Origin of the sequence: Deinococcus marmoris DSM 12784, from assembly GCF_000701405.1 — a bacterium.
GTDB lineage: Bacteria > Deinococcota > Deinococci > Deinococcales > Deinococcaceae > Deinococcus > Deinococcus marmoris.
Map to the genome: position 1 here is coordinate 14440 of NZ_JNIV01000014.1, position 14800 is coordinate 29239.

Annotated in this window: 11 protein-coding genes; 7 read left to right on the plus strand and 4 right to left on the minus strand. The window is 65.0% G+C overall.

Annotated elements, in window-relative coordinates; translation table 11 throughout:
• The first annotated feature begins 73 nt into the window (after positions 1 to 73).
• The 3 genes from Q319_RS0104920 to Q319_RS0104930 are packed head-to-tail and all read left to right on the plus strand — an operon-like array spanning position 74 to position 1945.
• Entirely contained in the window at positions 74 to 943 is an 870-nt protein-coding gene (locus tag Q319_RS0104920) for an HpcH/HpaI aldolase/citrate lyase family protein (RefSeq protein WP_029480918.1), read from the plus strand.
• A complete protein-coding gene (locus Q319_RS0104925; RefSeq protein WP_029480920.1) occupies positions 936 to 1415 on the plus strand; it encodes a MaoC family dehydratase in 480 nt (159 codons plus the stop codon). Before Q319_RS0104920 ends, Q319_RS0104925 begins: the two co-directional genes overlap by 8 nt.
• Positions 1412 to 1945 (plus strand): hypothetical protein, encoded by a 534-nt coding sequence (locus Q319_RS0104930; protein ID WP_034413816.1) that lies wholly within the window; start codon positions 1412 to 1414, stop codon positions 1943 to 1945. The genes Q319_RS0104925 and Q319_RS0104930 overlap by 4 nt, the downstream gene beginning before the upstream one ends.
• A gap of 3 nt (positions 1946 to 1948) precedes the next feature.
• Here the strand turns inward: Q319_RS0104930 and Q319_RS0104935 are convergent, their stop codons facing one another.
• Complete coding sequence (locus Q319_RS0104935) at positions 1949 to 2947, minus strand: aldo/keto reductase (RefSeq protein WP_029480923.1); 999 nt, start codon at positions 2945 to 2947, stop codon at positions 1949 to 1951.
• Positions 2948 to 3099: 152 nt separating this feature from the next.
• On the opposite strand from Q319_RS0104935, the gene Q319_RS0104940 reads away from it, so the two are divergent.
• Positions 3100 to 4500 (plus strand): MDR family MFS transporter, encoded by a 1401-nt coding sequence (locus Q319_RS0104940; protein WP_051655125.1) that lies wholly within the window; start codon positions 3100 to 3102, stop codon positions 4498 to 4500.
• A gap of 79 nt (positions 4501 to 4579) precedes the next feature.
• Here Q319_RS0104940 and Q319_RS0104945 read toward each other — a convergent pair whose 3' ends face one another.
• Both Q319_RS0104945 and Q319_RS25345 read right to left on the minus strand, forming a co-directional pair.
• Entirely contained in the window at positions 4580 to 5833 is a 1254-nt protein-coding gene (locus Q319_RS0104945; protein WP_029480925.1) for a S8 family serine peptidase, read from the minus strand.
• 177 nt (positions 5834 to 6010) lie between these two features.
• Positions 6011 to 7801: a tetratricopeptide repeat-containing diguanylate cyclase gene (locus tag Q319_RS25345; RefSeq protein WP_029480926.1), complete on the minus strand. Its 1791-nt coding sequence runs from the start codon at positions 7799 to 7801 to the stop codon at positions 6011 to 6013.
• A gap of 618 nt (positions 7802 to 8419) precedes the next feature.
• Here Q319_RS25345 and Q319_RS24220 point away from each other — a divergent pair.
• Positions 8420 to 9619 carry an Ig-like domain-containing protein gene (locus Q319_RS24220; protein WP_081845895.1) on the plus strand — a complete coding sequence of 400 codons (1200 nt, stop codon included), beginning with the start codon at positions 8420 to 8422 and terminating at the stop codon, positions 9617 to 9619.
• An 85-nt stretch (positions 9620 to 9704) separates the two neighbouring features.
• On the opposite strand, the gene abc-f is transcribed toward Q319_RS24220, so the two are convergent.
• A complete protein-coding gene (gene abc-f / locus Q319_RS0104965) occupies positions 9705 to 11621 on the minus strand; it encodes a ribosomal protection-like ABC-F family protein (RefSeq protein ID WP_029480929.1) in 1917 nt (638 codons plus the stop codon).
• Between the two features lie 61 nt (positions 11622 to 11682).
• Between abc-f and Q319_RS0104970 the strand changes: the two genes are divergently transcribed.
• The gene (locus Q319_RS0104970) at positions 11683 to 13317 is read left to right on the plus strand and encodes a FecR domain-containing protein (RefSeq protein ID WP_162178620.1); all 1635 of its coding nucleotides are present in this window, start codon (positions 11683 to 11685) and stop codon (positions 13315 to 13317) included.
• Entirely contained in the window at positions 13301 to 14794 is a 1494-nt protein-coding gene (locus Q319_RS0104975) for a CHASE2 domain-containing protein (RefSeq protein WP_029480931.1), read from the plus strand. The genes Q319_RS0104970 and Q319_RS0104975 overlap by 17 nt, the downstream gene beginning before the upstream one ends.
• Positions 14795 to 14800 lie beyond the last annotated feature (6 nt).

Below are 14800 nucleotides of genomic sequence, written 5' to 3' on the forward strand. Positions count from 1 at the left end.
CACGCCCCCGCATCCCCGACAGCTATCCTGATCCCATGCCCCACCACTTTTCCGCCCGCACAGGACAGTCCTGATGCCCGCGCCCACCCTGCGCCCCCGTTCCATGCTGTTCGCTCCTGGCAACCGCGCGGACCTGATCGCCAAGCTGCCGCGCACCTCGCCCGATGCGGTGGTCATTGATCTGGAGGACGCCATCCCCGGCAACGCCGAGGCCAAAGCTGCCGCCCGCCCCATCGCCCGCGACGCCGCCCGTGACCTGATCGCCGCCGCGCCGCATCTGGCCGTCTTCCTGCGCGTCAACGCCCCGCACTCGCCGTATTTTGAGGGCGATCTGGCCGTCCTGACCCCCGAACTGGCGGGCGTAGTGATTCCTAAACTGGAATCTGCGGCAGATGTTCGGCTCGTCGCTGAGGCGCTGAAGTCGCGCGGCCTCACCCTTCCACTTCTGGCCGGGTTGGAAACCGGGGCGGGCGTCTGGAATGCGCTGGAAATTTTGAAGGAAGAGGCCGTCACGCTGGCTTACTTCGGCGCGGAGGATTACACCACCGATCTGGGCGGACGGCGCACGGCGGGCAATCTGGAAGTGCTGTACGCCCGTTCAAAGGTGGCGCTGGCTGCGCGGCTGGCCGGGGTTCCGGCGCTGGATATCGTGGTCACGGCGCTGAACGATGAGGCCGCCTTTCGCGCCGATTCCGAGCAGGGCCGCGCTCTGGGCTACGCGGGCAAACTATGCATCCACCCCGCTCAGGTGGCGCTGGCCCATGACATTTTCGGGACCACCCCTGCCGAGGCCGCCCGCGCCCGCGCCCTGCTGGACGCTGCCCACGCGGCAGCCGAACGGGGTCACGGGGCCTTCAGCTTTGAGGGCCAGATGGTGGACGAACCCATGCTGACCGCCGCCCGCGCCATGCTTGCTCAACTTCAGGAGAAGACAGATGAATGAAGACCTGAACCGCCCGCAGGGCCGCTACTTTGAGGAACTCACCCCTGGCACCGTCATCCGTCACCGCGTCACCCGCACGCTGACCGAGGCCGACAACGTGCTGTTCACCACGCTGACCATGAACCCGCAGCCGCTGCATCTGGACCACGAGTACGCCGCGCAGACCGAGTTCGGGCAGCCGCTGGTCAACAGCCTTTTAACCTTGAGCCTGCTGGTGGGCCTGAGTGTGCATGAGCTGACGCTGGGCACCCTGGTGGCAAATCTGGGCATGACCGATGTGGTGTTCCCCAAGCCCGTTTTTCACGGCGACACCATCCACGCCGAGTCCGAGGTGCTGGAGGCGCGTGACAGTAAATCCCGCCCGAATCAGGGTTTAGTTACCGTGGAACACCGCGCCATCAATCAGCGCGGTGAGGTGGTGGCGCAGTGCAAACGCACGATGCTGATGCAGAAGCGGGAGTATAACAATTGAAATGGATTTTCCCACAACCGTTTGCCGTCGCTTCACCCTTGACCATTGAGGAGGGCCAGAGGCGACTTGCCGCTGCGATCACCACAGACCGGGGCGTGCTGGCGACGGCCTCAAGTTCAAGATTTCTGGGCGAGGTGTTTGCGCAAACCCTTCGGATACGGAGAAATCCTGGCCTGCTTGGGGCGCGTCAGGTTCTTTTTGAGTACACGGGACATATAGAAAGCGCTTCGTCAAGGCACCAAAGCGGGTTGATGATGATCGGGGAATTTCAAATAGACCGAAATTCTAGACGGGCTTTTGTCGTATATACAGCGCTTTCTCTTGTCATTCTGATCATCGGCCTGCTTGGACCGTGGTGGGCAGACTCCTCAGATTTCGCATTATCGTTGGTCATTTTCGCCATCGGGTTATGGGTCTTCCTGATTTTTAGCTTCTGGCTAATGCTTTTGACCAGCAGGCCACATCTCTCTGAAATCAGGGTTTTCCTGTTGGAAACGCTGGAAGGCACTGAATTGACGCGAACGACCTGAAATTTATTCTTCCGCCGCGTTGTACCAGTTCCTGTCCCAGCGGTGGGCGTACAGGCGGGCCACGTCATCGGCGGGCAGGCCCTGACCATCGGCAATCGCCACGTTGCGCTCCACGTTCCGCACGCTCCGCATCCCCACGATCACGGTGCTGACGGCGCGGTGGCTGAGGACATAGCGCAGCGAGGTCTCGGCCAGTTGCGAGCTGTTGATGCCCAGATCACTCTCAATGGCCCTCAGACGCGGTTGCAGCTCGGCCTTGCGGTTGCCGCCGAAGTAGCGGTTGCGCCAGTCGCCTTCCGGGAATTCGGTCCCGGCGGTGATGTTGCCGGTCAGGCTGCCCTCGTCCAGCGCCACGCGCACGATCACGCCCACGCCGTTAGCCAGGCAGGCATCCAGCAGGCGGTCCTGCGGCGACTGGTCAAAGACGTTGTAGATCACCTGCACGGTTTCCACCACGCCTGCCTCCACCGCTTTCACGGCGTTGTCGGGCTGATGGTCATTGATGCTGATGCCGAAGTGTCCGATCTTGCCGTCTTTCTTGAGTTGAGTCACCGCGTCCTGCCAGTCGCCCTGTCCCAGCCACGAATCGTTCCAGACGTGGAATTGCTGTACGTCGATCCTGTCCAGGCCCAGCCGTTCCAGACTGGCCTCGGTCATGGCGATGACGTGTTCGGCGGGAAACGCCTCTTGCGCTGGCACGCCGGGCTGCGCGGGCCACTGCCCATTCTTCGGGCTGATCTTGGTGGCGACGATGGTGCCGGGATAATCGCGGGCAGCCTGTCCTACCAGCCGCTCGCTGTGGCCGTCGCCATAGCCCATCGCCGTATCAATAAAGTTGCCACCCAGGGCCAGATAACGGCGCAGCGCCTCCAGGCTTTCGTCGTCCTGCGCGCCCTTCCACATGTCCGCGCCGATGCCCCAGGCCCCGTAGCCGATCTCGCTGACGCCCAGGCCAGTGGCCCCCAGATTTTGCACGTGGATGGTGGGTTGTGGTGTGGTCATGTTCCCCAGGGTAGACCCGCAACTCTGGAGATGAGGCTTGCATTGGGCATCTGACAAGATGGGGTGCTGGCCGTTCTGCCCACCGCCCACCCTCTTTCCGGTGACGTGAGAGTAGCCTGACCCGCGTGCCGGATCTAAAAAGTACAGCGCCCATTACGCCTGCTGCCGCCGCTTCGCCCAACCAGGCCGCGCTGGATCAGGCCCGCAAGCTGGCCACCGTGGGGCTGATCCTGGGCGTGTTCCTGAATGCACTGGAATCCAGCGTGGTGGCCAGCGCCATGCCCAGCGTGATTCAGGACCTGAACGGACAGGCATTCTACGCGCTGCCCTTTGCCGCCTATCTGCTCACCAGCACGGTCTCCAGCCCGCTGTGGGGCCGGGGTTCGGACATCGTGGGCCGCAAGAAGCTGTACCTGATGGGCATGGCCCTGTTCCTGCTGGGCAGCGTGCTGTGCGGCGCGGCGCAGAACATGGGCTGGCTGATCGGCGCGCGTGCCTTGCAGGGGTTGGGTGCGGGTGCGCTGCTGTCCATTGCCCTGACCATCATTGGCGAGCTGTACACCCTGGAGCAGCGCGGGCGGGTGCAGGCGCTGTTCAGCGGCGTGTGGGGCATCAGCGGTCTGGTGGGGCCGCTGCTGGGCGGCTGGCTCACCGAAACGTGGTCCTGGCGCTGGACCTTTTTCGTGTCGCTGCCCTTCGGCGTGGGGGCCTTTTTGATGGTATCCCGTTACCTCAAGCAGTCGGGCAAACGCAGCGAGGCCAGTCTGGACTGGGGCGGCGCGGCGCTGTTCACGGCGGGCAGCGGCCTGCTGATCTGGGGGCTGGAGCTGAAGCAGTGGTGGGTGGCGGCAGCAGGTGCGGCAATTCTGGCCGGGGCGCTGCTGCTGGAAAGCCGCCATCCCTCGCCGCTGCTCCCCATGTCGGCCCTGCGTGACCGTGTTCCGCGCGTGGCCTTCGCCGGGAACCTGCTGGCCGGGGCAGCGTACTTTGGCGTGATCGCCTACCTGCCGCTGTATGCCCAGGGGGTGACGGGCCGGGGCGCGACGGCGGCAGGGGCGATCCTGACCCCGGCGCTGGTGGGCTGGACCCTGGCCAGCATCCTGGCCGCGCAACTGATGAAGCGCATTCCGCTGGCCCGCATCTCGCAACTGGGCTTCGCGGTGCTGGTGCTGGTGTTCGCCGCGCTGACCTTCACCGTTCACGCGCCGCTGTGGGTCACGTCTGCCCTGGGCTTTGTGGTGGGCAGCGGCATGGGTTTTTCCATGCTCACGCTGCTGCTCTCGGCGCAGGGTGCGGCAGCAGATGGAGAACTGGGCGCGGTCACCAGCGGCGTGCTGTTCGCCCGGCAGATGGGCGGCGCGCTGGGCGTGACCGTCATGGCCCTGCTGATTGGCGAGGCGGCCATTGCGGGCGGCGGCGCGGCACTGGCCGAGGGGCTGCGCTCCGCCTACTTCCTGGCGCTGGGACTGGTGGCGGCGGCTTTCGTGTTCACGCTGACGCTGAAGGTAAGTCCTGTGGTGGCGCAGGAAGAGACGCGCACGGCTGCTCCGTGAGGCTCATGGTTCAGGCCGCCAGAGAAAGAAAAACCCCCACCGCCGCGTATGGGGGTGAGGGTTACTGGTCTCGCTGCTCTCAGAAGGCGTCTTCCAGGAAAGCTGCCAGATCCAGCCTTGTGCCCAGCTTGGATTGGAGGGCGTAGGAATTCACGCCATCGATATCCTTGCCGTCCGCATACAGCAGGGTGGTGAGCATGGTCGTCTTGCCCTCGCCCAGCGCCAGCGCCAGCGCACCCGTCACCATCGGTGCGGCAAAGGAGGTGCCGCTCCAGTACCCCGCGCCGTTGTCGGGCATGGCGGTGTAGATGCGTTCGCCGGGAGCCGTCAGGTTCAGAGAGTAGCCGTAAGTAGAGAAGCTGGATTTCACGTCTCTGGCGTTCACGCTGCCCACGCTGACCAGATAATCGCTGGGGACAAAAATGCCCGCGTTGCCCGCCGGATAGGTGATCTTCTCGTTGCCGCTGTTGCCGCTGGAGGCCACCACCACGATCTGCCGCGAGGCCGCCAGGGCCAGCATGTCGTTCAGCGCCGGGGAGGGCGTGTCTGAGCCTAGCGACAGGTTGATGACCCGCGCACCCTTCTTCATGGCCCAGTCCATCGCCTGCACCACGGTAGACACGTCGCCCGAACCGTCGGGCCTCAGCACCCGGATGGGCAGCACCGTGGCTTTCGGGGCAATCTGCAAAATCACGCCTGCCACGCCGGTGCCGTGTCCATAAGCCGTCCCCTTGATTTCCTGCGGGGTGCTGTCACCGTCCACAAAATCCTTCCATTCGGAAGCCGGGGCCAGATTGCCCAGGAAGGCCGGGTGTTTCAGGTCTATCCCGGTGTCGATCACGGCCACCTTGATCCCCTCCCCCAGCTTGCGTGCGTGAGACCACGCGCCTGCCAGATCGATCTGCTTCCAACTGACCTGGTTTTCAGACGCGGCCTTCAGGTTTCCGGTCAGCTTCTGCCAGCTTGCAGAACCGTTGCCGCCGGACCAAGCCGTGCGCCCGCCCGCCCAGACGCTGCTGCCCTGCACCTCTGGTGGGGCAAAACGGTTGGCGTTGGCCTCGCCCTTCGGCCCGCCCTGGGCGCTCAGGCCGGAAGACTGTGGCCGGACGACCAGCGCAAAACCTTCCTCCGGGTGCCAGGCCAGGATCTGGGTGCCGGGAGTTGCCACCTGATCCTGCGTGGCGTCGGCAGCGAGCGCGATCCGCACGACTTCGGTGTTCCCGGCGGAAGTGGGAGTAGATGCGTCGGTGGTGGGCGGCAGGGATGTGGAGCAGCCTGCCAGCAGCAGGGTGAGTGCCGCGAGCGCGGTCCAGCGAAGGGGGGAACGGGTCATGAATGGTGCCTCCGGGAGATCGGGGATGAGTATCCGCCCTTACAACTCTGGAAGGGCACAGGCTTCAGGGGCCTGTGTGAAATTTGATTCACTGCCCCAGGGTCACATGAATAATCTTACAAAGCTCTGACGGATCGGATCTTCAACGTTGACTCTAGGTGTGTGCCGTGGCCTGTGTTATGGCCGGAGGACCACCTGGTTGCGGCCATTGGCCTTGGCTTCATACAGGGCGTGATCGGCAGCCTGAAGAACGGCGGTCAGGTCCTCGCCGTTGCGGCTGACTGCCGCCCCCAGGCTGATGGTCACGCGCAGGCCGGGACGAACGGCCCCCCAGTTGTGGCGCTCGGTGGCCAGCCGCAGGCGTTCGCAGATGCGCTGCGTGGTCACGGCGTCGGTGCCGACCATCAGGATCACGAATTCCTCGCCGCCAAAACGGGCCAGCAGATCGCCCTGCCGCAGGCGCACCCCGGCCCCCAGCACGCCGGCGATCTGACGCAGCACCTCGTCGCCGATCAGGTGCGAGTACTGATCGTTGACCTGCTTGAAATGATCGATGTCGCCGATCACCACCGTCATCTGGACGCCGGGTTGCAGGCGCTCCACAGCGCTGTCGAAGGCCCGCCGATTGGCCAGACCGGTCAGGGCGTCCTGATTGGCCTGTTGCTCGACCTGTTCCAGCAGCGCCGAGGTCCGGGCATGGGCGACGGTCAGTTCCTGATGTGTGCGTTCCAGTTCGCTGTTCAGTTGTTGAAGTTCGGCGCTCAACTGCTCGGCGGCGGCGCGTTGCTGCTCGGCGCGTTCCAGTTCAAACTGAATCTGCAAGCTCTGGACCCGCTGATCGGAGGCCGCGTTGAACAGCTCTTCTTTAAGCAGCAGATGCTGTTCCAGATGCAGGAATCCCTCGCGGAACTGCCCGGCCTGACGATAGGCGTCGGCCAGGGATAGATCGGCGGCGCAGCGCTCGGTCTGGGCCTGACTGTGTTCAGCGGTGGCACGCGCCGCATGAATGGTGTCCAGCGCTTCCTGCGTCTGGCCCAGCAGCAACTGAAGACCGCCCAGATGGAGCAGGCTCTCGGCCTGACCATGCAGATCGCCGATCTGCTGGCGCATCTGAAGGCCAAGACGGAAGAAGCGCTCGGCTTCCCTGAATCCACGTTGATGCTGGGAGAGCCGTCCCAGTTCGTCGTGAACTTCTGCTACAGCCGCCTGATCCTCCAGAGCCTCAAAGATCGTCAGCGCCTGCTGATTCAAATCCAGAGCGCGGTCCAGGTGACTGAGTTTGAAGCACGCACGGGCGGCGTTGTGGAGGGCGAGCGCAGAGGTATGCAGGTGGGCCGCGTCATTGTCGAGAGATTTTGCCGAGATATTCAGGCTGGCCTGGGCCGCTTCCAGTGCATCCCCATAGCGCGTAAGTTCGTAATACTCCACGCTCAGGTTGTTGAGAATCTCGCCCTCCACGTCTCGCATTTCATGCTGCTGCGCCAGACGGAGGGACCGGAGATAAGATTCCAGCGCCCCCGGATGGTTGCCCATTGAAACGTACACGCTACCGACATTATTCAATGCCTCGATTTCACCCTGAATCAATCCAAGCGCCACGCTCAGTTGCCGCACCTGCAAGAAGGTCTGCAAGGCGGCCACCGGCTGGCCCAGCTCACACTGCACCATCCCCAGAATGTTGGAAGTCGTGCGTTTCTGGAGCAGGTTGCCTGCCTCATTGAACATATTGAGGGCCTGAGTCAGCTCGGTCTGGGCGTCGGCAAATTCTCCCAGACGCAGCAGGCCGTAGCCCAGACAGACCCGCGCCCTGGATTCCTCTGGGGTGGGCAGGTTATGGGTCAGTGCCAGCCGCGCCAGCCGCACAGTTTCACGCGGCTCGCTGCGGCGGATTTCCCATGCCTGATCCAGCATCTGGGTCACGGACACAGACGCTGATTCGGGGACGGGGTGGGGGGTGGGTTCGGTCATGGGTGGTGGGGTGGGACCGTCAGTCCGCGCAGCAGCGCCTCTCTCTGGAAGGTCAACCTGCCTCCAGACTAGAAGTATGGGGCTTACCCCGAGCTTACAGCCAGTCACTTATAGGCCACGCCTTCCATCAGATTGCCGTTTACCTGATCGCCGTGCGCGCCTGCCCGGCATCTGTGATGCCACTTCCCCTGCGTCCAAATTGCCATCAGGGAGATTGATGGCTGGCGGCAACACTCCACTGGGGGTACGGAGCCAAATTTCACGTTTTCGTAACGCCTGTCCCCTCAGATTGGATTCAAGCATGACAAACGGGGCACTGACGCGTCTGGGCAGACCAGAACAAGCCTGCGTAACGGAAACCTTGTTGGGTACGTGAGTCGTTGTAGAACGCGTGCCTTCGTACCTCTCGATATCGTGCCGTCGCCGTTGGAACCACCCCTATGTCAGGTGGATTTATGTCGTGTAGATGCGAACGGATTCTCTTTGCAGAGCGGGTTGAGCTTGATGTAGGCGAGGTTAATCTCAACCGGTATCCGGTAAAAAAGTGCATGATACGATACTGAGCGCAATCCCAGGCCCTTCGTCCTCTCGAGACTCTTTTTAAAGGTAAGGTACTTCATGTCAACATTTTCCATGTTCCGCCGCCCCGCGACCATCGCCCTGTCACTGACCGCTTCCATTGCCATCGTGGCCTGTAACCCCACGCCCACGCCCACGGCCACCGTAACCAACGTTGCGGTCACCGCCCCAATCGGAGCCGCTGCCACCCTGAACATTGGTGCCACCGCCCAGGCAGCAGCAAAGGTTACCGGCACCAACAACCCGGCTGGGACTGTCACCTGGACCAGCAGTGTCCCTGATGTCGCCACGGTCGGTAATACCACGGGTCTGATCACGGCAGTTAAGGAAGGCACCACGGTTGTGACAGCCACGTCCACCGCCGACAAGACCAAGTCCGGCTCCGTGACCATCACCGTTAAGGCGGCTACCACCCCCACGCCTACTGTTACTGCTGTCGCTGTGACCCTGAACCCGGCCAGCGCGACTGTGGGCGGCACGTCTCAGGCCACGGCCAGCGTGACCGGCACCAACTCGCCTGCCCAGACAGTTACCTGGACCAGCAGCAATAATGCGGTTGCCACGGTAAGTACTACGGGTCTGGTCACCGCCGTGACCCCCGGTACTGCTGACATTATCGCCACCTCAACGGTGGACAACACCAAGAAGGGGCAGGCGACGTTCACAGTGACGGCAGTGGGTACGCGTCCCACGGTCAAGATCAACTTCGCACCTGCCACCTCCCCGGTGGTTGGTTACGAGACCAACTCTGGCGCTGCTTACACCGCAGCCAGCATGACCGGCTGGATCACGGAGGCCAGCGCCGGTACGGCAGCCCCTGTGCCCCTGAACATGACAGCCAACGTCCGCCCCAATGGCGCGCCCATCGTGCTGGCCGGAGCGGAGCCTGCTCAGTTGACCCAGATTAACATGCAGTGTGGTTCGGCCACGAACGGCAATAACTGCGCCAGTGGCACCCTGACGTCAGGAGCCTTCGAGTACAAGATGGCCGACGGCGTGTACAACGTGACCGTGAGCGTGGGCGATTCCAGCGCCAGCACCACCCCCAACAACCTCAACAGCTCGCACACCATCAACGTTGAAGGTACGAACATTATCAACAACTTTGTCCCTACCTCTGCCAAGATTTTTGAGAAGCTCACCAAGCAGGTCACCGTTTCCGGCGGCGTGATGACCATCGACGCCAAGGGCGGCAAGAACACCAAGATCAACTACATCGAACTGGTTCCCGTCAACTAAACTTTAGTTTGGCCCCGACTAGAAGTTGACGAAGAAACGCCCCCGTCATGGGGGGCGTTTTCTTTTGTCTGCTCTAGACTTGACTTCACCCTTCTTTCTCCTCCACCTCCGCGCCCTTCTCACCCCACTCTTCCAGCTTGCGTTCCAGAGCCAGCTCCAGATCGTGGGCAGCCTGACCCAGTGCGGTGAAATCGGCGTCGGGCGGGGCGCTGTTCAGGGCCGCCTGGGCGGTTCCCAGTTGCGCTTCCAGCCGGGCAATGTCCGCCTCAATGGTCTCCACTTCCCGCTTGAGATGCCACAGGCCCTTGCCCCTGGGCGTGGCAGCTTTCGGTGCGGCCTTCGCCTCGGCCAGCGCCGCCTCCCGCTCTTCCTCGGCCTCCCGTTCGGCCAGACTGCGGTGCTTGGCACGGTAGTCCTCCCAGCCGGGGTATTCGTAGAAATGGCCGTCCTCGATCAGCCAGATGCGGTCCGCCAGACCCTCGATAAAGGCGCGGTCATGGCTGACCATCAGCAGCGTGCCGCCAAAGTCCTCCAGGGCAAGTTCCAGGGCCTCCACCATTTCCATATCCAGGTGGTTGGTCGGCTCGTCCATCACCAGCAGGTTGCGGTCCTCCTGCGCCAGCTTGAGCAGGGCCAGCCGCGCCCGCTCGCCGCCGGACAGGATGCGGGCGGGCTTGTCGTGCTGGTCATAGGGAAACATGAAGGTGCCCAGCAGATCGTGGGCCTGCGGGTCTTTCTGCACGTACTCGCGGGCCACGTCGTACAGGGTCTGATCAGGGGAAACGCCGCGCAGGGCCTGATCGTAATAGCCCACGCCCACCCGCGCGCCGGTCAGCACCTTGCCGCGTGGATCGTCGCTTTTTTCCAGACCCAGCAGCATTCGCAGCAGCGTGGTCTTGCCGGCCCCGTTACGCCCGACGATGGCCACGCGCTCGCCCCGGCGCACCTGCACGTTGATGTCCTCAAACAGCGTGCGGGTCTGGGTCCCCTCGGCGGGAATGCGCCGCGTCAGGTGGCGGGCGTCCAGCACAATGTCGCCGCTGCCGGGGGCGTGGAAGGTGATGCGGGCGCTGCGTTCCTCCGCGGGTGGGGCCGCCGTGGCGCGGGCCTGCATCCGGTCCACGCGTTTTTGCATGGCCGCCGCGCGCCGGGCCAGCTTGCTCATGCCCAGGCCCCAGATCTTCATGCGGTCCGCGCTGCTCTGGAGATTGGAGATCTGGCGGGCGTCCTGCACGGCGCGGGCGGCCTGCAACTCAGCTTCGGCATCCAGCGCGGCGCGGAAGGTGCTGTAATTGCCCGGATAGGTCCGCAGAGTTCCGGCGCGCAGGTGGGCCGTTTCGTTGGTCACGCGGTCCAGAAAGGTGCGGTCATGGCTGATCACCAGCACCGCGCCGGGATAACGGCCCAGAAAGTTTTCCAGCCACTCCACCATCACGATGTCCAGGTGGTTGGTCGGCTCGTCCAGTAGCAGCACGTCGGGGTTTTCCACCAGCAGCGCGGCCAGACCCAGGCGGGTGCGCTCGCCGCCGCTGAGGCTCTCGGCTGCCGTGTCCTCGCGGCCCCGGAAACCGAAGGCCAGCGTCACGGCGTCCTTGCGACTGCGGCGCTCGAAGCCGCCGCGCCGCACGTAATGTTCCAGAATCTCCTCGTGGCGCAGCACGCTCTCGGGCGTTCCGGCGCTCATGGCCTGTGCGGCGGCGTCCAGCTCGGCCTCTAGGGCGTCCAGATCATGGAAGGCGGCGTCCAGTACGCTGTCCACTGTCGTCCCGGCTTCAAACACCGGGTCCTGCTGCAAGGCGCGGACGCGCACGCCCGGCGCGCGGCGCACGGTGCCCCCATCCGGGGGAAGTTGCCCGGTCAGCAGCCGCAACAGGGTGGTTTTCCCCGCCCCGTTGCGGCCCACCAGACCGATGCGGTCGCCGCTCCTGACGGCAAAAGTGACCTCAGATAACACGGTGGCGGGACCGTAATCTTTGATGGCGTCCTGCACAGCAACAAGCACGCCCTTAAGTATACCTTGGGTCGCCCAAATGTCAGGTTTTTCTCGTAAACTGGTGGATAAGATGTCTAAGGCCCTCCCCTCTCCCTCGCCTGCCCGTGAACTTTTGCTGCGGGTGGTGGCACTGTCTGGCTGTCTGGGCGCGGGTGAACAGGCCGTGGCACAGACCTCGCCCCTGTCTCCTGCGCCTGCCAAGGCTGCCCCCGGTCAGGCCGTTTCCGCCTTGCCGCCCGCCTTGCAGTCCGCGCAGGGGCGCGTGGAGATTCAGGGACCGGACGGCACCTGGCGTGCCCAGACCGTGCCCACCGAGGTCACCACCCGCCTGCGCGTCGAGACGGGACGGGCCATGCTTCAGGCGGGGCGGCTGGGTCAGGTGGTCGCAGGCAGCGCTTCCGAGTTGCGGCGTTATCTGGGCGAGGCCGATCTGCTGTCCGGGCGGTTTTTCCTGCGGGGACCGGTGGCCGTGCATGTGGCGGGCCACCATGTGGTGATGGACGGCGCGGGGCAACTGCGCGTCGATCTGAGCGCCAACGAAAAGCGGGTGGCGGTGATCGCCGGGCGGCTGCGGATCGCGCTGAAGGGACGCAGCATCGAGCTGCGCGCGGGCCAGCAGATCGCGCTGGACAGTGGCAGGGTCAGCGCCTTCCGGGAGGCCGATCCGTGGTACGACGCGCAGTTCAGCGGGCTGGGCGTGGCAGCCGTGGAGGCCACGCGCGGCGCGGTCACGTTGCTGGCACGCGGCACGTCACGGGTGGCGCTGATCGGGGATGACCTGCAACCCGGCGCGGCGCTGAACACTGGGCCTGCCGCCTGGGCCGAAATCGGTTTCACGGGCGGCGGCTACCTGCGCCTGAACGAGCAGAGTGCCCTGAGTGTCATCAGCATCGAGCGCACCAGTGCGGGCCGCGAGGTGTTGCTGAAACTGGAGAAGGGCACCGCCTGGAACGTGGTGGAAAAGGGCCAGGGCGGCTACCGCATCGATACGCCGGTGGTCAGCACGGCGGTGCGCGGGACCGTGTTTCGGGTGGATGCGGGCGGGCTGGTCAAGGTCTTCGATGGTCAGGTGGCGCTGCCTGGGCAGCCGGACGCGGCAGTCTCGCCGGGCCAGCAGCGCAGTCCCGGCGGCCCGCTCGTTCCGCTGCAACTCGACGCCGTGGACCGCTTCAACATCGCGCAGGACGCGGCGCGGGCGCAGGCGCTGACGCTCAGCCTGGACCTGCCGGGCCGCAGTTTGCAGGAGCTGGCCCTCTCGGCCCGCAGCCTGCCCGACGCGCGGGTCACGCTGACGGTGGCCGGACAGACTGTTCCCCTGAACGGCGAGAACGGACTGTTCCGGCTGGAGCGCCTCAAAGACTCGCTGCCGGAAGGCCAGTACAGCGTGAGGGTGCGCGCCCAGCGCTATGGCCAGACCCTGACGCGCACGCAGACCATCACGGTGGACCGCACGCCGCCGCGCCTGAGCGAACTGTCTGTGGAGCGCGTGGGCCGTGTCCTGACCCTGGGCGGTGTGGTCAGTGACGCCGGAGATTCCCGCATAGACCTGAGCGTCACGGTGGGCGGCCAGACCTACACCCGAACGGTGGAGACCCAGGGCGGCGGGTCTTTCGTGTGGTCTTTACCGCTGCCCTCGCCCGATGCACCCGTCTCGCTGACCCTGCGGGACGGGGCAGGAAACCAGAGCTATGCTCGGCTTCCCTGATTCCCTGGCGTTACGGCCCGGCGCGGCACGTCCGGTCCGGCGGCTGACCCTGCCGCTGGCCGCGCTGCTGGCGGCGGCGCTGGCCTGGTCGATGCCCGAGAACAGCCTGCTGTGGGACGCCCTGAACCGCGCCCTGCCCAGTCCTCCCGATGGGCGCGTGCTGGTGGTAGGCATCGACGACGCCACGCTGCGGGATTACGGGCGCATCGGAAGCTGGCCACGCGAACTGTACGCTCAGGCCCTGAATACGCTGGATCAGGCGGGAGTCGCGGCCATCGGCGTGGACGTGCTGCTGGCCGATCCGGCGCGCAACGACGCCGCGCTGGCCGCCGTGTTCAGCCGTCCCAACGTGGTACTGGCCACTGCCCCCGGCGAACCCACCGCGCTGCGCCCCGACTGGCGCTCGCCCACCGGCATCAGCGCCCTGAACCTGAGTGAGGACGGTATCGTGCGCTCCTTTCAGGCGGCCTACCCGGACGCTGGTTCAGCTCTGGCCCCCAGCTTCGCGCGCCAACTGGCGGTGGCGGCGGGGCGCACTGTGCCGCTGGATGCACAGCCGCGCATTTTGCGCTACAGCGCCCCTGACCCACAGCGCCTGCCCGTGATTCCCTTCCGCGACGTGGTGAACGGTTCCATTCGTTACGGCGATTTTCAGAACCGGGTGGTGCTGGTGGGTCTGACCGCCAGCGGCGTGGGTGCCCCGGCAGTGCGGGACGTGAGCGGTCAGGTCGTTGCCGGTGTGGAATTGCAGGCGCGGGCGGTCTCCAGCCTGCTCAGCGCGCCGTTTGCGTCTCTGCCGCTGTGGACGGTCATGCTGGCCGGTGTCTTGGCCGCCGTCGCTGCCGTGCTGGCGGGCGGTCTGTGGGGCTTTGCCATTGCTCTACTGGCACTGGCGCTGTCCGTGCCGTACTGGCTGCTCAATTCGCTGCTGCCGGGGGTCACGCTGTCGCTGTGCGCGGTGCTGGGCACTGGACTGGTCATGCTGGAACGCTGGTGGACCCTGCGCCATTCCGGCGTGCGCGATCCCCTGACCGGTTTCGGCAACCGCCTAGCCTTTACCCGCGCGGTGGAAAGCCGCTGGCAGGGCCGCCAGAGCCGCCCGCTGGGCCTGCTGCTGGTGGACCTCAGCGGCTTTCGCAAGGTCAACTCGGTGTACGGCTACGCTGCCGGGGATGAACTGCTGCGCGAACTGGCGGGCCGCATCATGCAGCACAAGCGCCGGGGCGACCTGATCTTCCGCTGGGGACCCGACGAGTTCGCCGTCCTGCTGGACAACACCCCCGCCGCCGAACTGGCCGACCTGACCCGCCGGGTGCAACTGTCGCTGGACAACGTGGCTTACCGTGATCTGTCCCTTCAGGCCAGCGTCGGTGGGGCCAGCACCGGCCCGGACATCCGTACCCCCAGCGATCTGATCGAGGCCGCCAGCCGCAGCCGCTACCGCATCAAGTACCAGCGCGAGCAGTGGCGGGTCTAGACGCAA